Origin of the sequence: Paraburkholderia caffeinitolerans (assembly GCF_902859945.1) — a bacterium.
GTDB classification, from domain to species: domain Bacteria; phylum Pseudomonadota; class Gammaproteobacteria; order Burkholderiales; family Burkholderiaceae; genus Paraburkholderia; species Paraburkholderia caffeinitolerans.
In genome coordinates, this window is the sequence record NZ_CADIKL010000007.1 from 18,198 (window position 1) to 37,892 (window position 19,695).

The 19,695-nt window shown below is 66.0% G+C and carries 14 protein-coding genes and 1 pseudogene; 6 read left to right on the forward strand and 9 right to left on the reverse strand.

Features of this window, described 5'->3' with window-relative positions:
- Window positions 1–18 precede the first annotated feature (18 nt).
- Both HV773_RS08745 and HV773_RS08750 read left to right on the forward strand, forming a co-directional pair.
- Window positions 19–666, forward strand: coding sequence for a DUF2239 family protein (locus tag HV773_RS08745; RefSeq protein WP_227875351.1), 648 nt, complete (start codon window positions 19–21; stop codon window positions 664–666).
- A gap of 432 nt (window positions 667–1,098) precedes the next feature.
- Window positions 1,099–2,403 carry a solute carrier family 23 protein gene (locus HV773_RS08750; protein WP_129560976.1) on the forward strand — a complete coding sequence of 435 codons (1,305 nt, stop codon included), beginning with the start codon at window positions 1,099–1,101 and terminating at the stop codon, window positions 2,401–2,403.
- 131 nt (window positions 2,404–2,534) lie between these two features.
- On the opposite strand, the gene HV773_RS08755 is transcribed toward HV773_RS08750, so the two are convergent.
- Complete coding sequence (locus HV773_RS08755; protein WP_175194857.1) at window positions 2,535–4,202, reverse strand: Na+/H+ antiporter; 1,668 nt, start codon at window positions 4,200–4,202, stop codon at window positions 2,535–2,537.
- 382 nt (window positions 4,203–4,584) lie between these two features.
- On the opposite strand from HV773_RS08755, the gene HV773_RS08760 reads away from it, so the two are divergent.
- The gene (locus HV773_RS08760; protein ID WP_175194858.1) at window positions 4,585–5,898 is read left to right on the forward strand and encodes an EAL domain-containing protein; all 1,314 of its coding nucleotides are present in this window, start codon (window positions 4,585–4,587) and stop codon (window positions 5,896–5,898) included.
- Window positions 5,899–5,917: 19 nt separating this feature from the next.
- Here HV773_RS08760 and HV773_RS08765 read toward each other — a convergent pair whose 3' ends face one another.
- The 7 genes and pseudogenes from HV773_RS08765 to HV773_RS08795 all read right to left on the reverse strand — a co-directional run.
- Entirely contained in the window at window positions 5,918–9,553 is a 3,636-nt protein-coding gene (locus HV773_RS08765; RefSeq protein WP_129560979.1) for an indolepyruvate ferredoxin oxidoreductase family protein, read from the reverse strand.
- Between the two features lie 202 nt (window positions 9,554–9,755).
- On the reverse strand, window positions 9,756–10,844 hold the full coding sequence (locus tag HV773_RS08770) for an ion channel (RefSeq protein WP_227875352.1): 1,089 nt from the start codon (window positions 10,842–10,844) through the stop codon (window positions 9,756–9,758).
- Window positions 10,845–10,993: 149 nt separating this feature from the next.
- Complete coding sequence (locus HV773_RS08775; RefSeq protein WP_129560980.1) at window positions 10,994–11,239, reverse strand: hypothetical protein; 246 nt, start codon at window positions 11,237–11,239, stop codon at window positions 10,994–10,996.
- A gap of 104 nt (window positions 11,240–11,343) precedes the next feature.
- A complete protein-coding gene (locus HV773_RS08780; protein WP_129560981.1) occupies window positions 11,344–11,565 on the reverse strand; it encodes a hypothetical protein in 222 nt (73 codons plus the stop codon).
- A gap of 138 nt (window positions 11,566–11,703) precedes the next feature.
- Window positions 11,704–12,681, reverse strand: coding sequence for a carbohydrate kinase family protein (locus HV773_RS08785; RefSeq protein WP_129560982.1), 978 nt, complete (start codon window positions 12,679–12,681; stop codon window positions 11,704–11,706).
- A gap of 43 nt (window positions 12,682–12,724) precedes the next feature.
- Window positions 12,725–14,068, reverse strand: coding sequence for an AGE family epimerase/isomerase (locus HV773_RS08790; RefSeq protein ID WP_129560983.1), 1,344 nt, complete (start codon window positions 14,066–14,068; stop codon window positions 12,725–12,727).
- 92 nt (window positions 14,069–14,160) lie between these two features.
- A pseudogene (locus HV773_RS08795) lies at window positions 14,161–15,180 on the reverse strand (LacI family DNA-binding transcriptional regulator); the annotation flags it as partial.
- Window positions 15,181–15,408: 228 nt separating this feature from the next.
- Here HV773_RS08795 and HV773_RS08800 point away from each other — a divergent pair.
- A complete protein-coding gene (locus tag HV773_RS08800) occupies window positions 15,409–15,576 on the forward strand; it encodes a DUF3309 family protein (RefSeq protein WP_227875353.1) in 168 nt (55 codons plus the stop codon).
- 118 nt (window positions 15,577–15,694) lie between these two features.
- Here HV773_RS08800 and HV773_RS08805 read toward each other — a convergent pair whose 3' ends face one another.
- Entirely contained in the window at window positions 15,695–16,732 is a 1,038-nt protein-coding gene (locus HV773_RS08805) for a bile acid:sodium symporter family protein (RefSeq protein ID WP_129560986.1), read from the reverse strand.
- Between the two features lie 715 nt (window positions 16,733–17,447).
- Between HV773_RS08805 and HV773_RS08810 the strand changes: the two genes are divergently transcribed.
- Window positions 17,448–17,873 (forward strand): hypothetical protein, encoded by a 426-nt coding sequence (locus HV773_RS08810; RefSeq protein WP_129560987.1) that lies wholly within the window; start codon window positions 17,448–17,450, stop codon window positions 17,871–17,873.
- Between the two features lie 564 nt (window positions 17,874–18,437).
- On the forward strand, window positions 18,438–19,535 hold the full coding sequence (locus HV773_RS08815; protein WP_129560988.1) for a porin: 1,098 nt from the start codon (window positions 18,438–18,440) through the stop codon (window positions 19,533–19,535).
- The last annotated feature ends 160 nt before the right edge of the window (window positions 19,536–19,695 follow it).

A 19,695-nucleotide genomic window follows, 5' to 3' on the forward strand; every position in this document is an offset into this window, starting at 1 on the left:
TCGATACAGGAGCAAGTCATGGCAATGACAAATGAAGCCGCGCCAAGAGGCATGGGCGGCACAGGCGTGACGGCTTTTGCCGGCACGCGGCTGATCGCGCGCGGAGCGCCGCTCGAAGTGGCGCTGGCGGTGAAGGCTGTGCTGGAAGGCGGAGAGACCGCCCAGGTGCTGGTCTTCGACGATCGCGACGCGAAGCCAGTGGAATTCGATTTGCGCGGCCGACCCGCCGACGTGGCCGCGCGCCTCGCCGCCGATGCGGCATGGCAAGCGCGGGCCGAAGAAGACGATCAAACGCAGCCGGACGAACCCGGCGAAGACGCCCCGCGCGGCCGGGGCCGGCCCAAGCTCGGCGTGGTGGCGCGCGAGGTCACGTTACTGCCGCGTCATTGGGATTGGCTGGCGGCGCAGCCGGGCGGCGCGTCGGTGGTGCTGCGGCGGCTCGTGGAAAGCGCGCGTCATGCGAGCGAGGCGAAGGACCGAGTACGGACGTCGCAAGAGGCAGTGCACCGGTTCATGACGGCGCTGGCGGGCAACCTGCCGGGCTACGAAGAGGCGCTGCGCGCGCTCTATGCCGGCGAGCGTACGCGCTTCGAGGCGTGGAGCGTGGATTGGCCGGAGGGTGTGCGCGACTACGTGCGGGAACTCGCGCAAGGCGCGTTCGCTTGAGGCCGCAACTAGCCATAATCTGCCGGCGCGACGTCATCATCAGCCTCGCCGGATAAGCGCATTAAAAATACCCGGGCAAAAAAAAGCCGCTCAGGCCACGTGGGCATGAGCGGGAAGTCGGAGAGTTTACAATCTACAACCGCTGCATGAACTGTCATGGGGGTCACGCAGTAGATGTAGTCTAGGCCGCGGGTATTTCCGTCGATATAGGAGTAGTCCGAAACACCCGTCAGGCGGGGCTTGGCGCGTGATCGTCCTGCCCACGGGCTCGCAAGTCCACCTTGCCACGCCGATTGCGGCTCCGTACACTCGCGCGAGATTTCTCTCCCAAAAAGACAAAACCAGACAAAACCCGATCGCGCCGGCAGCCATTGCAGTCACCGGTGCGGGGCGGTCAACAACAACGGCCAACAACGGCACAAGAGGAGCCCCATGTCCGATTCATACTTTCCCCGCTGGCGCGTGCAAACGAGCGCCGCGAATGGCATCGTCGCGCCCGACGAGCGCCTGCCCTGGCCGCAGATGTTCGCGATGGGCGTGCAGCACGTCGTCGCCATGTTCGGCTCGACGGTGCTCGCGCCGCTGCTCATGGGCTTCGATCCAAACCTGTGCATCTTCATGTCGGGTATCGCCACGCTGCTGTTCTTCGTCCTGGTGGGCGGGCGCGTGCCCAGCTACCTCGGTTCGAGCTTCGCGTTCATCGGCCTCGTGATTGCCGTCACGGGCTATGGCGGCCACGGGCCGAACACCAACATTCCGGTCGCGCTTGGCGGCATCATCGCGTGCGGCGTGGTTTATGCGCTGATCGGCGTGCTGGTTTCGGTCGTGGGCACGGCGTGGATCGAAACGCTCATGCCGCCCGTGGTGACCGGCGCGATCGTGGCCGTGATCGGCCTGAATCTCGCGCCTATCGCTGTGAAGGGCGTGAGCGCCTCGCAGTTCGATTCGTGGATGGCGCTCGTCACCATCCTCTGCGTGGGCGGCGTGGCCGTCTTCACGCGCGGCATGCTGCAGCGTCTGCTGATTCTCGTGGGTCTCGCGATCGCCTACGCGATCTATGCGGTCGTGACCAACGGCATGGGGATGGGCAAGCCGATCGACTTCGCAATCGTCGGCAACGCGGCCTGGTTCGGCATGCCGAAGTTCACCGCGCCGGTGTTCGATCCGCATGCGATGACGATGCTCGTGCCTATCGCCGTGATTCTCGTGGCCGAGAACCTCGGCCACATCAAGGCCGTCTCCGCGATGACGGGCACCAATCTCGACCGCTATGTGGGCCGCGCGTTCATCGGCGACGGCCTGGGCACCATCGTCTCGGGCTTCTCGGGCGGCACGGGCATGACGACCTACGCGGAGAACATCGGCGTGATGGCCGTCACCAAGATCTATTCGACGCTGGTGTTCGCGATTGCGGCGATCATCGCGCTCGCGCTCGGCTTCTCGCCGAAATTCGGCGCGGTGATCCAGACGATCCCGGGGCCGGTGCTCGGCGGCACGTCCATCGTCGTGTTCGGTTTGATCGCCGTGACGGGCGCGCGCATCTGGGTCGTCAACCGCGTCGACTTCTCGGATAACCGCAACCTGATCGTGGCCGCTGTCACGCTCGTGCTTGGAGCAGGCGACTTCTCGCTCAAGCTCGGCAATTTCGGGCTTGGCGGCATTGGCACCGCAACCTTCGGCGCGATCATTCTCTACGCGCTGCTGCGCAAGAAGCCGGCGCAGGAAGCGGCGGTTTAAGGTCCGGCGCCCTCGTGCGCCAGGCACGCGCGTAACGCTCGCGCATATAAAAAACGCGACGCCTTTTTCGAAGGGCGTCGCGTTTGTTTTTGGTGCGCTGGTTCGCGAGTGCTTTAGCGATGCCGCCGCGCTTATCCCCGATTGCGTCCGCGCGTGGTCATCGCGGTTTCGGAGAGATCCACTTCGCGCATCAGCTTCGTGAGCGTCTCGTCGTTGATCGTCTGGCGGTTGCGCAGGTCGAGCAGCGTCGCGCGCTCGGCGCGCATGGCCGCGAGACGCATCTGCAATTCGAGCGCTTCCGCCTCGCGCGCGTGTTTGGCGCGGTCGCGGTCGGCGTCGAGCGTCGCGAGGCGTCGCCGGTAGGTGTCCATCACGCGTGCGGTGACGTCGGCGGCGTAGGCGGCCTGCGATTCATCCATGTCCTCGGTGGCTTTCTCGTGCAGCGCGTCGACGGCGCGAATCGCGGCCTGTGCCGCTTGTGCGCGCGCGGCACGCTCCTCGGCGACGTGCGCTGGATGCGCGCCGCGCCTCACGCCGCGCAGCAGCAGCGGCAGCCCCACGATCGCCACCATCAGCGAGGCGAGAATCACGCCCGAGGCGATGAAAATGGCGGTGTCGCGGCCCGGCAGCGGCGCGCCGCTCGCAAGCGCCACGGGCAGCGAGAGCACGCCCGCGAGCGTGACCGCGCCGCGCACGCCGGCCACGGTCGTGATCGCCACGGTGCGCAGGCCCGGCACCGCGTTGGCCATGCCGTGACGCGCGGCGCTGCGGCTCGCCACCCAGCGCAGCAGCCACACCCAGCCGAAGCGCATCGCATAGAGCGCGGCCAATACGGCGGCGATATAGCCGAGCAGACGCATCATCTGCACGTTGCTCGTGTGATGCGCGTCGAGCAGCGCCTTGCCGAGAATGCCGGGGAACTGCAGCCCGAGCAGCGTGAACACCATGCCGTTGAAGACGAACTCGATCATCTGCCAGGTGCTGCTCGCGCGCACGCGCGCGGACACCGGCCCCATGTGCGCGACGCTCGTGTAGTTCATCATCATCCCGGCGGCCACGGCGGCGAGCACGCCCGAGACTTCGAGATGTTCCGCGAAGAGATAGGCGGCGAACGGAATCAGCAGCGTCATCACGACGCCGGGCGCGGGGTCGCCTTCGCTGGTCACGTTGAGAAAGCGCGCGGACGCGAAGCTGAACAGCCAGCCGATCGCCGCGCCCACCGCGAGCCCGCCCGCCGCGATCACGAAGAAGCTGAGCGTGGCGTCGCGCAGCGAGAAGTAGCCCGTGAGCGCGGCGGCCACGGCGAATTTGAGCGCGACGAGGCCGGAGGCGTCGTTCATCAGCGCTTCGCCTTCGAGGATGTGCATGAGCTGCGCCGGGATCTTGTCCTTGCCGGCGATGGCGGAGAGCGCGACGGCGTCGGTGGGCGAGAGCACGGCGGCGAGCGCGAAAGCCACCGGCAGCGAGATCTGCGGCACGAGCCAGTGCACGAAGTAGCCCACCACCACCACGGTCAGCAGCACGAGGCCGAGCGCGAGCATCAGGATCGCGCGGCGCTGCATGAAGAATTCGCGCTTGGGCATGCGCCAGCCGTCCGCGAACAGCAGCGGCGGGATGAACAGCGCCATGAAGATATCGGGATCGAACGTGACGTGCGGATTGATGCGCGGAAACGTGAGCAAGGCGCCGATGGCGATCTGCAGGAGCGGCAGTGGCAGCTTGACGGGCAGCATACGCACGATGACGCCCGAAAGTGCCACGGCAAGGAGCAGAATGAGAACGGTGAAAATGGTTTCCATCGATGGGGTAAGGCGAGGGCGCGGTGCGTCCTTTCAGGGTGTCCCTTTAAGGCGGAAGCGTTGCGAACGAAGGCGGAGGTGCCTGGCGAGGCAGGCGGCGGATGGCGGGCAGTGTAGCCCGAGGGCGGCCTCCCGCGCCGCGAAGCGGGCAGCGGCCGCGCGTGCGCGTGACGCGCATCGTGTCATGCGAGCGCGGCCGGGCGCGATGCACGATGTTGGTGCGCCAGAAGCGCTTGCATGCCCGCTGGCCGCGCATGGGTGCGGGCGGATGGCGGTGTGCGTGCGCACGAACCTTGCTTGAACGGTGCCTGACCACAGGAGGCGCAACGCAGGGACTGCCGGCATGCGAGCCGCGGCGATCAACTTGCGCGAAGAGGAAAGCATGAGCACAGAGCAACATGACAAGACGGCCACGGCGCCTCATGGCTTCGACCTGAGCGTCGCATCGGGGCTCGAGCGCTATAGCGCGCAACACGGCGAGCTCACGCTCACGAGCGTGTTTCAGCCCGTTTTCAGCCTCTCGCATATGCGTGCGATCGGCTACGAAGGGTTCTTGCGCGCGCACGACGCGCTCGACCGGCCGGTCTCGCCGCTCGACGTGTTCGGCGCCGCCGCGCGCGTGGGCGAAGCGCTCCAGGTGGACCGGCTCGCGCAGGCGCTGCATCTGGAAAACTTCGCGCTGCTGGGCGCCGAGCGCGAATGGCTGTTTCTGAACGTGCATCCGGGGACGCTGACCGATCCTTATCACGCGGCGGCGCTGCTCGCGAATTTGCGGCGACTCGATTTGCCGCCGCGGCGCGTCGTGCTCGAAGTGCTGGACGTGCCGAATGTGCCGGATGTGCAGGGCATGGATAAGACCGAGGCCATGGATCTCGACGCGCTCGCGCATGCGGTGGCCGAGTTTCGCGAGCATGGCTTTCTCGTGGCGCTCGACGACTTCGGCGCGGGGCATGTCGACATCGGCCGCGTGTGGCAACTGAATCCCGACATCGTGAAGCTCGACCGCATCATGCTGCTGCACGCCGCGCATCGTGCCGACATGGCCGCGACGTTGCCCGCGCTAGTCGCGTTGCTGCACGAAGCGGGCAAGCTGGTGCTGATCGAGGGTGTGGAAACGGAGCACGAGGCGCAGCTCGCGCTTTCGTGCAACGCCGACTTTGTGCAAGGATTTTTCTTCGCGCGGCCCGCGCCCGGCCTGACCGACGCAGCGCACGCGCAAGCGGTGATCGCCGAGGTCACCGAGCGTTTTCGTGAGCAGACCGAAGCACGCGAGCGCGGCATGGCAAGCCGTCTTGCGCCCTACGTGCGCGCGTTTGAGCGCGCGGCCGAGCGCCTTGGCGCGGGCGAAGCGCTGGAGGAGGTGTGCTGGAATTTCCTCGCGCTCGATCATGCGGCGCGCTGCTTTTTGCTCGATGCGAACGGGCGTCAGGCGGGACGCAACGTGGTGCTGCGCGTGGACCGCGCCGAGCACGATGCGCGCTTCTTGCCGCTCGACGACGCGCAGGGCGCGAACTGGCTGCGCCGCCCGTACTTCCGTGCGGCGCTCGTGGCGCCCGGACGCGTGCACGCGAGCCCGCCGTATCTCTCGATCAACGAGGCGCTGCCGTGCGTGACGCTCTCGATGGCGGTGCAGGTGGGCGACCGCCTGTGCGTGCTGTGCGGAGATGTGGACTGGCTTGCGGAAGAGGCCGCGTGAGTGCGCGGCCATGCACCGCTTACTTGGCCACCACCACCGGAATACCACGCAACGCCCCCGCGCCCTTGAACGATGCGAGCGCCTCGTTGACAGCCGCGCTCGTTTTCACGTCGATGTTCAGACGCGTGGCGAGTTCGCGCTCGCTGCGCTTGACCGAGGCGAGATTCGCGAGCTTCACGTGGCCATAACCGCGCACGCGCTGATGCAAGCTCGCGAACTTCGCTAGATCGGCGGCATCGCTGGCGGTGGCGTTCGCAAACGCGCCGCGCAGCGTCGCTTCGTAGTCGTCGGCGAGCGAGCGCTCCATACGCCGCTCGAGCGTCTTGCCGAACGGGTCGAGCCACGTGCCGCGCACGCCGCGTCCCTTCGCGAGCAGCGCGAGCCCGGTCCACAGCCACTGCCCGAACTGCATCTTGCGCGGATGCTGGCCGTTCTTCTCGCGCGCGATGAGCGGCGGCGCGAGGTTGAACTTCACCGTGAAGTCGTCACCCGCCTTGCCTTCGAACTGCGCTTCGAGCGCGGTGCGGAAGGCCGGATCGGCGTGCAGGCGCGCCACTTCGTATTCGTCCTTCACGGCGAGCAGTTTGTAGAACGTGGCTGCGACGGCGCGCGCGAGCGCTTGATCGTCGGATGAATCCACGCTGAGTGCGGCATCGACCAGCGCACGATAACGCTTCACGTAGCCCGCGCCGCCGTAGGCGAGCAGACGCTGCTCGCGGTCGGCGATCAATTCGTCGAGCGTTTGCGTGAGCGTGCGCAGCTTGGCTTGGGTCTGGTTCGCGCGTTGCGTGTCCAGCGCTTCGAGCGCCGCCGCGTCGGCGGCAGCGAGACGCCCGATCGAGAACGCGAACAGGTTTGCCTGCACGGCCACGTTGTTCAGCTCGATCGCACGCGTGAGGGCCGCGAGCGACACCGGCACGAGGCCGAGCTGCCACGCGAAGCCGAGCATCACGATGTTTGCGCCGATCGTGTCGCCGAGAAAGCGTTGCGCGAGCGCCTGGGCATCGCAGGCCGAAAGCGGATCTTGCGCGGCGCTTTTTCCATTCGTCGCGCCGTTGGTCGCCGCATGGCGCATCTTTGCGAGCAGCGCGTCGGCGTGCAGATTCGCCTCGGGGTTCTGCACGAACGCCGCGTTCGGAATCTCGTGCGTGTTCACGACGATGCGCGTGCGGTCGTGGCGCACTGTTTGCAGCGCGTCGGCGCTCGCGCCCACCACCATGTCGCAAGCGAGCAGCAGGTCGGCCTGCTGGGTGTCGATGCGTACCTGGTTGAGCAGCGCGTCGGTTGCCGCGAAGCGCACGAACGACAGCACCGAGCCGCCCTTCTGCGCGAAGCCCATGAAGTCGAGCACCGAAGCGCTCTTGCCTTCCAGGTGCGCGGCCATGCTGATGAGCGCGCCCACCGTCACCACGCCTGTGCCGCCCACGCCGGTCACGAGAATGTCGTAGGGCGCGTTGTCGAGATGCGTGGCCGGAAGTGGCAGCGCATTCACGCGCGCGGCGAGCGCCTGCGGATCGAACGCCGCGCCCGCGGCCTTTTTGAGCTTGCCGCCTTCAATGGTGACGAAGCTCGGGCAGAAGCCGTTCACGCACGAATAGTCCTTGTTGCACGACGACTGGTCGATGCGGCGCTTGCGGCCCAATACCGTTTCCACGGGCTCGACCGAAAGGCAGTTCGACTGCACGCCACAATCGCCGCAGCCTTCGCAGACTTCCTCGTTGATGAACAGACGCTTGTCCGGGTCGGGGAATTCGCCCTTCTTGCGGCGGCGGCGCTTTTCGGCGGCGCAGGTCTGGTCGTAAATCAGCACGGTCACGCCCGGCGTTTCGCGCAGTTCGCGCTGCACGGTGTCGAGCTCGCTGCGGTGATGGAACGTCGTGCCTTTCGGGAACAGGCCGTGATGGCCGTCGTACTTCTCGGGCTCGTCGCTCACGACCACGAAGCGCGACACGCCCTCGGCCTCCACCTGGCGCGCGATCTGCGGCACGGAGATGCTGCCGTCCACGGGTTGGCCGCCCGTCATCGCCACGGCGTCGTTATAGAGGATCTTGTAGGTGATGTTGGCCTTCGTGGCCACAGCCTGGCGAATCGCAAGGATGCCTGAATGAAAGTAGGTGCCATCGCCGAGATTCTGGAACACGTGACGCGTGTTCGTGAACATCGAATGCGAGGCCCAGTCCACGCCTTCGCCGCCCATCTGGATCAGGCCCGTGGTGTCGCGCTCCATCCACGACGCCATGAAGTGACAGCCGATGCCGGCCTGCGCGATCGAGCCTTCGGGCACCTTCGTTGAGGTGTTGTGCGGGCAGCCCGAGCAGAAGTAGGGCGTGCGCTTCACCGCATCCGCGACGTTCGACAGAATCTGCGGCGCCACGAGATCGACCACGCGCTCGCGGCGGTCGAGCGCGGGCTTGTGCTGCGCGAGCCACGCGGCGAACACAGGCAGGATGCGCGAGGGGCGTAGCTCGCCCAGATCGGAGAGCAACAGCGTGCCGTCCTCGGCGTGCTTGCCGACGATGACCGGGCGCGCGCCATCCTTGCGGTTGTAGAGATAGTCCTTGATCTGCTGCTCGATCACGGGGCCTTTCTCTTCGATCACGAGCACATTGGCGAGACCCGAGACGAAGGCGTCGATGCGCGACATCTCCAGCGGGAACGAGAGCCCCACCTTGTAGATGCGCACGCCCGCGCGATCGAGATCGTCGACGGTGAGATCGAGGCGGCGCAGCGCTTCCATGAGGTCCAGATGCGCCTTGCCGCAGGTCACGATGCCCACGTCCGCGTGCGGGCTCGGCGCGATCCACTTGTCGATGCTGTTCACGCGCGCGAAGTGGCGCACCGCGTCGAGCTTGGCCGCGAGGCGCTGCTCGATCGAGAGGCTCGGCAGATCGGGCCAGCGGTTGTGCAGGCCGCCGGGCGGTGGCGTGAAACCTTCGGGAGCCTGCCAGTCGGTTTTAAGCGCATCGAGATCGACGGTCGAGCCCGATTCAACCGTTTCGGAAATGGCCTTGTAGCCGACCCACGCGCCCGAGTAGCGCGAGAGCGCCCAGCCGTACAGGCCGAATTCGAGCATGTCGGCGATATTCGACGGATTCACGATGGGCATGTGCCACGCCATCATCGCGAAGTCGCTCTGATGCGGCATCGACGACGACACGCAGCCGTGATCGTCGCCCGCCACCACGAGCACACCGCCGTGCGGCGACGAACCGTAGGCGTTGCCGTGCTTGAGCGCATCGCCGGCGCGGTCGACGCCCGGGCCCTTGCCGTACCACATCGCGAACACGCCTTCGACGGTGCGCTCGGGGTCGGCCTCCACGCGCTGCGTGCCGAGCACGGCGGTGCCGCCCAGTTCCTCGTTGATGGCGGGCAGGAAGCGCACGTCGGCGGCTTCGAGCAGTTTCTTCGCCTTCCAGGCCTGCTGATCGACCATGCCGAGCGGCGAGCCGCGATAGCCGCTGATGAAGCCCGCCGTGTTCAGGGCGTGCGCGCGGTCGAGCGCGCGCTGCATGAGCGGCAGGCGGATCAGCGCCTGGGTGCCGGTGAGGAAGATGCGCCCGCGCGTGGCGGTGAGGTTGTCGGTGAGCTTGTAATCAGCGAGGGGCGGCGTATCAAGCGGCGAGGGCGTGTCGCCGAACGCGGGGCGCGCAGTCATGGGGGGAGTCTCCGTTTTAGTGCTGTCGCGCGCCCTGCGTGGGGCGCTGCGAGGAAGACTCTATTTTTTCGCGCCAATGACGGAAATATTTTGCTAACTCACCAGGCGCGGCGGCGATTCGCGCGACAAGCTGCCCGTTGCGGGTCAATTTTGAGAAGGATTTCCCCTGCGGCGTTTCCGATGCCCGCGAGGCATGCCGGCTTCAGATCACGCTCGGTCCGTACGGCCTGGCGTCGTCGAACTCCACGACCTCGTGAAAGTGCGTGTAGTCGAGGCTGCTTACGCCGTTCACCTCGCTCATCAGATCGACGTAGCGGTACTGCCAGCGGATTTGCGCATCGGACCAGATGTGGCGCGCCTGCATGGTCTGCGCGGTCGACTCGTCCGAGCCTTCGATCACGACGTGCAGCGCCGCGGCCTGGCTCGCGAGCATTTCGGGCGTGGCGCCGAACAGCGGGCTCGACTCGTCGATGATGTGCATGAGGTTCCAGCCGAGCGTGAAGAGCGGATGCTCCGAGCGCACGAGCTTGAGGTCGTAGATGCGCCGCGCGGTGTAGCCATCCGACGAGGTCTCGACGCGGATCAGGCGCAGCTTGGCCTGGGCTTCGGCAATCACGTTCTGGCGCGCGTTGGCGGCGCGCGCCATCAACGTCATGCGGCCTTCGATGGGGTGCACGACCACCTGGTTCGCAAACAGGATCTTTGCGCGCGGGCGCGAGAAACGCGCGAACACGAGCCCCGTGGCCAACGCGACCCCTGACATGCCGACGAAGATCTCGAGCGTCGCGACGAGGTGGGCATAAATGGTTTGCGGATGCATGTCCCCATAGCCGACCGTCGCGAGCGTCTCGACGCTGAAGAAGAACGCGCCGAGAAAGCCCTGTGGAAACTGGTTGGCGATGGGCGCCGTGCCCAACTGATAGAGGCATGCGAAGAAGCCGTTGAGCAGCAGGAAGAGGCCGGCGAGCGAGGCGAAGAACGTGAGCCAGCGCATCTGCAGCGCGAAGTGATAGAAGTCGCGCCAGGTCTGCACGGGCATGCCGTAGACGAAAACCTGCCGCGAGCCGAATTTCACCTTGCGAGCGATGCCGCGATGGATCTCTTCGGGCTTCGGCGCGGCCGATGCCTCCACAGGGGCGGCGCCCTTGCACAGCGTGTCGGTCGAGGTTTCCTCGGGTTGCACATCCGCGGCGTTCGCGGGTGGCGCGTGGGCGGCGGAAACTTCCCGCGCGGCCGGCGCATCCGCGTCGGCATGTTTGTATGCGTGGCGCCCCGGCATTTCGGATGTCATGGTGGTCCCTTCTTCAGGGCGAGCGAAACGAGGAGGCAAGCGTAGCAATCACGGAGAAGCAGGGCAAGCCGCCACGCGCACAGCGCTCCTGTGCGGGATCAGGCCGGGGGCAAGCGAAAGTCCGGATGTGGTCGGCGCGGGCGCGCCGGTCACGGAAACGCGTGCGGCCTGGGAATGCCCGCGCCGTGCTCGATGTCGGCGATGGCCTGGCGGTGCGCGGCATCGACGGCTTCGGCGGACGCATCGAAGCCCGCGTTGCCGCCAATCGTCACCCATGGCTGCACGGGCTTGTCGCGGTGCGTGATCTGGTATTCGGCGTCCCAGCGCGCGCCCTGCAGTTCGAGCGGATGCACGTGGATGGCGTAGACGCCATAGAGAAAGAGTTGTTCGGCCATGTTCGTCTCCTGCCGGCCGGGCCAAGCGTTTTGGCTGCCGGCCGAAGAGGACCGTCGAGGACAGGATCGCCGCCCGCGCGGTTCGAGATTGCCTCTCTTGCGCCTTACAGTTCGAGTTCGCCGAGAATGCGATGCGCGAGCGCCTTCGCTTCTTCCAGTGCCTCTTCCGGCGTGCCCGAAGCGCCTTCTACTTCGTAGACTGCGTTCTCGAGTTCTTCACCGTCGTCGCGCGCCAAGGAGACCAGGCCCTGGTACTGGCCGGCATTCATGGGCCGCACGGAGGCGACTGCCGTATAGATCCCTTTGGTGTAGCTGACGTCTTCCATTGCGGGCTCCTCGTGAAAGGAGCTTCCATGCTAGCACGTTGATTCCGTGCCTGCGGGGCACGCACGTGACGCTGACAAGGCGCTTTCATGTCAGTGGTGCGCCGCGCATCGCGCGCGGCGCAGGCCAGGGCCGGTGCGTTAATCGGCGAGTAGCGCGACGACCTCGTCGAGCGTGGGCGAATGCGCGCCGGGACGGCGGCACGCGGCGGCGCCGGCAGCGAGCGCGAACGCCAGATGCTGACGCCACTCGCGACGCGGCGTGCTCATCAGGCTGAAGAGCAGCCCGCCGATGGAGGCGTCGCCCGCTCCCACGGTGTCGGCCACTTCGACGCGCGGCGGCGTGGCTTCGATCACGGCGTCGCCGGCATAGAGCGTCGCGGCTTGCGCGCCGCGCGTGATGAGCAGCGTTGCGGCGGGGTTCAGCGCGCGCATCGCGGCGATGGCTTCGGCTTCGCTCTTATCGGCGAACAGCATGCGCAAATCTTCGTCGGACACTTTGATGAGGTCGGCGAGCGCGGCCATGCGGCGCAGGATCGGCTCGTAGCCGTGCGCCATCAGGTTGCGGTAGTTCGGGTCGAAGCTGATCTTCACGCCGGCCTCGCGCAACTGCGCCGCGAGCGTGGCGAGCGTTTCGCCGAGCGGTTGGCGCACGAGGCTGATGCAGCCGAAGTGCGCCCACTTCGCGTGCGCGCGCCAGCCTTCGGGCAGCTTCGCGGGATCGAAGGCGAGGTCGGCGCTGTTATCGCCGATGAAGTAGTACGCGGGCGGATGCGTCTGGTGCACGATCGCGAGCAGCGGCGCGCGCTCGACGCGCTGCATGAAGCGCATGTCGAGGCCGGCGGCGACGCTCGCGTTCCAGAGCTCGTCGGAGAAGTTGTCGGTGCCGAGCGCGCCCGCGCAGGCGGTGGGCAGGCCGAGGCGCGCCACCGCGCGCGCCACGTTCCAGCCCGCGCCGCCGGGATGCGCGCGCCAATGCGAATCCATGCCCGGCGCGCTCGACGCGTGCGGCGTGCCTTCGGGCGCGGGCGCGCGCACCAGATCGGTGAGGATGTCGCCCGCCGAGATGAAGGCGGGGAAGCCGGACGAGAAGTCGGGACCAGTGTTGCAGGTGCTCATCGCTTGTTCCTTCGCTATGCCTTCGCTGATTCTTCGTTGATGCTCATGCGTTGCAGTCGGTGCCGAACGCCCGCGCGAAGGCCGTTTCGCTGCCTGACGCATCGCCGATGATGGGCGCCATGCCACGGCCAGGCAAAGCGTTCAGGACTTCGTAGCATGCGCCCATGGTGTGGTAATCGGTCTTGCCCGCAGGGCTTTTCTCGTCACTGTACTTGCGGTTATCGCAGGTGAGTATGCGATACCACGCACCGTAACGATGATCGACGAAATGCGCCCAGCTGTAGCGCCAGATTTCGTCGTGCCAGTCCCAGAAGCGTTCGTTGCCGGTGCGCTTCGCGAGCAGCGCGGCGGCGGCGAAGGTCTCGGCCTGCACCCAGAAGTACTTGTCGTGGTCGCACACCGTGCCGTCCGGGCCGAAGCCGTAGTAGAGCCCGCCGTGATCGTCGTCCCAGGCGTGCGCCATGGCCGCGTCGAACAACTCAATCGCGCGCGGCAGCAGCCACGGCAGCGGGCGATGGCGTTCGAGGATCATGAGCAGTTTCGCCCATTCGGTTTGATGCCCCGGCTGGAAGCCCCACGGGCGGAAGATGTTCGAACTGTCCGCCTCGTTGTAGTGCCAGTCCACCGACCAGTCGGCGTGAAAGTGCTCCCACACGAGCCCTTGCGAGAGCAACGCCTGGCGCAGCGTGATGTTCGACGCGACGCGCTCCGCGCGGTCGAGATAGACGACGTGCCCGGTCGCCTCGTACGCCGCGAGCAGCGCCTCGGTGGTGTGCATGTTGGCGTTCTGGCCGCGATAGTCCGACACGATCCAGTCGGCGCTGGCCTCGTCGGCGTACAGTCCTGCCGCGCCGTCCCAGAAGTGCTGCTCCATCAGTTCGAAGGTGGCGGCGATCATCGGCCGGGCTTCTTCGATGCCCGCCATCGCCGCGTGCGCGTAGGCGAGCAGCACGAACGCGAGGCCGTAGCAGTGGCGCGTGGCGTCGAGCGTGCGCTTCTTGCCGTCGCGCCAGTCGATCTCCCAGTCGTAGCCCTCGTGATGCGGGTCCCAATGGCCTTCGCGCAGGAACTGAAGGCCGTGGCGCGCATAGTCGAGGTGGAGCGGGTCGCCGAATTCGCGGTACGCCATGGCGTAATTGAAGACGAAGCGGCAACTGCTCACGAGGTGGCGCGAGTGGGCGTTGTAGATCGAGCCGTCGTCGCGGAAGTAATGGAAGAAGCCGCCGGTGCTGTCGAACACGTTGGGCGCGTAGAAGCGCAGCGTGTCCTCGACGTGGCCGAGCAGGAACGCGCGGTCGCGAAAGCTCGCGACCGCGGGCGCGCTTGCTTCGGTTGCCGGGGCAAGCCTGGCCGGTTGGGAGGGGGCGGCGTTGGAAGGCTTCGTCATGGCTTTCTCGTCTTGGCTTGGCCTGGCGCGACGGCTGACCAGGCTTGGAGTGGTTTCAGCAAGGCTGCTTCGGCGAGCGGCTCGGCCCGCGACAATGGGCTTTCGGCCGCCTCGGAGCGTTCGCTGGCGGCGGTGCTGGCGCGCTCGACGAGCCGCACCGGCAGCACGATTTCGTTCGTTGCGGGCGCTTCTTCGAGCAGCAGCTCGACGCCGCGCCGCCCGAGCGCTTCCTTGTCGACGGCGATGGTCGAGAGCGCGGGCGCGGCGTGCGACGCGCCCGCGATGTCGTCGAAGCCGATGATCGCAATGTCTTGCGGCACGCGCAGGCCGGCGCTCAGGCCTACGCGCATGGCGGCGAGCGCGGCGGCGTCGTTGAAGGCGAACACGGCATCGGGCAATGGCCCGCGCGCGCTGCGCGCGGCGTCGAGCAGGCGCTGCATCGCGAGCGCCGCGCCGGTGTCGGGATCGAGCCCGCCATCGATGCAGGTTTCCAGCGACGGATCGAACAGCAGCCCCGCTTCGAAGAACGCGCGCCGGTAGCCGAGCGCGCGCTGGGCGATGCTGTAGTGCGCGAGCGAGCCGCCGATGAACGCCACGCGCCGGCGCCCCTTGCTGAACAGATGATGCATCGCGAGCGCCGCGCCCGCCGCGTTGTCGATATTCACCGAACGCAGGCCCTGGGCCCACAGGTCGATCAGCACGAGCGGGCGCTGCAGCGCGACCAGCGCGGCGAGCGTCTCGGGCTCGACGAAGCCCGCCACGGCGATGGCGTCGGGCGCGTGCAGGCGCAGTTGCTGGATGGTGTCGTCGGCGGGGCCGGCGGTGAGCAGCGCGGGCACGATGCCGTGCTCGCGGCAGGCGTCTTCCACGCCGTGCAGGACGTGCGAGAAAAACGGGCTGGCGGCGAAGTTGTTGTGCTGGCGGTGCAGCAGGAATGTGAGACGGCGGATACGGGGGCGCAGTTGCCCGCAGTCGTAGCCGAGCGAGCGCGCGACTTCGACGATGCGCGCGCGCGTGGGCTCCGACAAGCCCGGTTGGTTTTTCAACGCGCGGGAGACCGTGCCGATCGACACGTTGGCCGCCTGCGCGACGTCACGAATGGTTGTCCCCATGGTTCCTGTTCGCGCTTGCCGATGCCACGCGGCGGGTGCGCCGCGATATGGCCAGATGTGCGGCGATTGTATAGTAAAAATCTAGCCAAACAACCTTGATTGGGGCTTTGGGAACCCAGTAAATACCCGTAATTTAACTAATAAACGCAAATTAACACGTTTAGTAAAAATAACTAAACAAGGTCGCCGGGAACAGGAGTTGCGGGGTGTCGCAGATCATCGTTTTGCGTGGAGGCGCTCTTGAGCGGCATTTCTCTACTGCTTTTTTTTGTTCTCTTTCTGATCGCCTGCGCCCCGGCGTGGCCGTACAGCCGCACTTGGGGCTACGGGCCGTACGGCACCGTGGGCGCGGGTACGCTCATCATGTTGTGGCTTGTGTTGAGCGGGCGGGTCTAGACACACATCGCCATATTTCCTGTGCAAAGAAAAAGAGGCCGGCGCGGAATGATCCGCGCCGGCCTCTTTGGTTTGGGCACCGTTATTTTGGGGCGGCCCCCATTCGCGGCTTGCCGCCTTACTGCCTTCCCCCCGCCACAGCGCTGCGTGCCGCGCGCGACTCGTCGCCGGCTTCGGCGTGCTCGGCGCTTATGTCGCGGGCGCCCCAGCGCTGTGCAAGCGCCGCGCACACCATCAGCTGGAGCTGATGGAACAGCATGAGCGGCAGCACCACCGCGCCAACGGCGTTCGAGGCGAAGATCACCTTGGCCATCGGCACGCCGGCCGCGAGGCTCTTCTTCGAGCCGCAGAAGATGATCGTGATCTGGTCGGCGCGCGAGAAGCCGAGCTTCTTGCTCGTGAACATGGTGGCGCCGAGCGCGAGCGCGAGCAGCACCGCGCTGATCAAGACCAGGCCGCCGAGCGCGGCAATCGACGTGTGGTGCCAGAGCCCTTGGTTGATCGCCTCGGAGAACGCGCCGTAGACCACCAGCAGGATCGAGCCCTGATCGACGAACTTGAGCACGCTGCGGTTGCGCTCGATCCAGCGGCCGATCACGGGCCGCAGCAGTTGCCCCGCGACGAACGGCACGAGCAGTTGCAGCACGATGTTCCAGACCGTATGCCAGGCCGAGGTGCCGCCCGCGGCCTGGTTCGTCACGACGAGGCTTACGAGCGCGGGCGTGACGAAGATGCCGATCAAGCTCGACGCCGACGCGCTGCACACGGCGGCGGGCACGTTGCCGCGCGCGATCGAGGTGAACGCGATGGACGACTGCACGGTCGAGGGCAGCGTGCACAGGAACAGCACGCCCATATAAAGCGCGGGCGTGACGAGCGGCGAGAGCACCGGCTTGAGCGCGAGCCCGAGCAGCGGGAAGAAGATGAACGTGCTAGTCAGCACGACGATGTGCAAGCGCCAGTGCGTGGCGCCCGCCACGATGGCCTCGCGCGAGAGCTTGGCGCCGTGCAGGAAGAACAGCAGCCCGACCGCGACGTTGGTGAGCCAGTTGAAGGGCTTGGTGGCCACGCCGTGCACGGGCAGCAGGCTGGCGAGAATCACCGTGCCGATCAGGCACAGCGTGAAGTTATCAGGCAGGAATTTCGGACGAGCCATCGATCAGTCTCAAGTGCGCACCACGGCGCACTTTCATTGGATCGGGGCGCCACGGGAGGAATCAGGGCCTCTATTGTCGACCTGGCGTGATTGAAAAAGCAAATTCATTTGACGAATCGATTGATGATTGTTTTGCATTAAATGCTGGATTTCAGAAGACGTTGCCGTGGTGTGGTCGACACGAGACAAGGGGGGGAACGGGCATCTCCGCAATTCATTCGTCATGCAAAAGACCTTGTGCGGAGCGCGCCGCAACCGGCACGCGTCCTTTACCGGCAAAGTCCCGCCGGCAGGGCCTCCGGCGGCTTTGGCGAGGCTCCGGGCAAGCATGAAACAAACCCGTGCGTAGTGTCCCCAAAGACCAAAAAATCGTGCAGTAACATGGTGTTACAACCCTTCCGAGGGCATAACACTTTTTGGCTCGACACCCTTTCAGGTCGCCCATAAATTACCGTCAAGGAAGAGTCAAAAACCGTTGCGGCAGCAATTGTTGCGTGACACATGCGCTTCCCGGAACGGCCCGCCATGGCCCGAATGGCGATAAGCCATGCTGAACGTCGGGCAGGTGATCGACACAATGTGTGCAGGGTTGTCAAAGATTGGACAGTGGGTCTTGGGGGCCGGATTAGCGGCCCTTATTGCGTTCGTCCATGTCCAGCCTGCATTTGCCGGTCACGGCGGCGACTTTCATGGCGGCGGCTTTCAGTCCGCGCCCATGATGCGTGAAGCTTCGCGTCCGGCCATGCCGATGCAATGGGGTGGCCAGCGTGGCGGCGCCATGCGCCGCGGCAGCGACGGCTTCGGTGGTGCGCCCGGCGGGCACTACGGCGGCGGGCCGATGCGCGTGGCCGACCAGGGCGGCTGGCGCGGGCGTCAGAGCGGCCACCAGCAGGAGCGCAGCCGTGGCGGCTTCAACAGCAATCCCTATGGCAATGGCTTCGGCGGCTATCACGGCCCGATTCAGCCCGTGAGCGCGGAAGCGCGTCAGGTTCCCCGTCCGCCGGCCGATTCACCGGTGCGCGCCGGCTCCATTCGCGAAGACGTCGCGCGCTACAACGAAGAGCGCAGCACGTTCCGCCCATTCCAGCGTGGCGGCGGCGAGGTGCCGCGTCCGCCGATGCCGGCGCCCTATCGTAACTAGGTCGGCACCAGCGCTTTTTCCGCAGTTCTTCAGGCATCTCCTGCCGCTCCCAATCGGCGCTTTTCGCGCCCGCTCCCCCCGGCGCCAGCCAAATCAGACCCCGAATTAGCCCAACCGACCGTCCGGACGGCGAGCCCGGCCGATATTGCTCGCCTCTTCGAGTCCTAAAACTGACGCGTGGATACCACACTTTGTGGGAAATTTCTCGTCAGACCAGGCCCTTTCGTCATCAAATCTCGGCTTCGTGAATAGGGAGCTCGAGTGGCGGGGCCGCAGGGCAGCAAAAAACGGGCCGAAGTCCAATCCACGCGGGTGACCGGCCTGGCGCCGGTCGTGCCGAGACCCGGCAAAGCGGCTGCGGGAACCGGTCGAGTCGGGGTTTGCCGACAGCAAACTATCCGGATCGATATACCGGCGATAACAATCGATATTTTTGTCCATCAATCTGGTCCGCAAAGATGGTCTCGCCCAGAACGGCGACGCCAGCGAACGGCGAGACAAGAAACGGTTTGCTCGGGCGCCAAAGCCGCCAATCACCTTTTTGACAAAGAGACAGGAGAACCCATGAAAAAAGCCGTCAGCCGCGCGCTGCGCACGCCTCTCAAGGCGGGTGTCATTGCCGCCTTGCTCGCCGCCGCATCGTCGTCGGCATTTGCGCAGTCGAGCGTCTCGCTCTATGGCCAGGTCGACGAGTGGGTCGGGGCCACGCGCTTCCCGGGCGGCAACACGGCCGTGAACGTCGGCGGCGGCGGCATGTCGACGTCCTACTGGGGCTTGAAGGGCGCTGAGGATCTGGGCGGCGGCTACAAGGCTGTCTTCAAGATGGAAAGCTTCTTCCGCGCGCAGAACGGTCAGTTCGGCCGCTTCCAGGGCGACACCTTCTTCGCACGTAACGCGTATGTCGGCATCGAATCGCCGTTCGGTACGGTGGTTGCGGGTCGCGTGACGACGCCGCTGTTCATCTCGACGATTCTGTTCAACCCGTTCGTCGATTCGTACACGTTCTCGCCGATGATCTACCACACGTATCTCGGGCTCTCGACGTTCCCGACTTACACGACCGATCAAGGCGCGGTGGGCGATTCGGGCTGGAACAACTCGATCCAGTACTCGACGCCGAACTTCAACGGCCTGTCGGGCACGGCCGTGTACTCGCTCGGCAACCAGGCTGGCGAAAACGGCAAGAAGAAGTGGAGCGTCCAGGGCCTGTACTTCAATGGCCCGTTCGCAGCCACGGCGGTCTGGCAGTACGTGAACTTCAACAACACGCCGGGCGACATCGGCAGCATCGTGAGCGGCGATACGGTCATCCAGGGCCTGCGCAGCCAGAGCATCGGCCAGGTGGGCCTGTCGTACGACCTGAAGTACGTGAAATTCTTCGGCCAGTACATGTACACGAACAACAACAGCGACCTCAACAGCTGGCACGTGAATACGGCGCAGGGCGGCGTGACGGTGCCGGTTGGCCCGGGCACGGTGATGGCCTCGTACGCGTACTCGCGCGACAGCGGCGGCCTGAACCAGACGCGCTCGACCGCGGCTGTCGGCTACGACTACCCGCTCTCGAAGCGCACCGACGTCTACGCGGCCTATATGTACGACCACTTCGACAACATGTCGTCGGGTCAGACCTACGGTGTGGGCCTGCGCGCCAAGTTCTAAGCGCCGCCAAGCCTGAAGCACCTCAGCAAGAACCCCGCGCTGTCCGCAGCGCGGGGTTTTGTTTTTGTGAAGCGCCGCGCAGGGCGCGTTTGACTGCCGTGAATCGACAAGGCGTGCACAATCTTGGGGACGGGTTCTCGATGAATTTGAATTTGGCGAA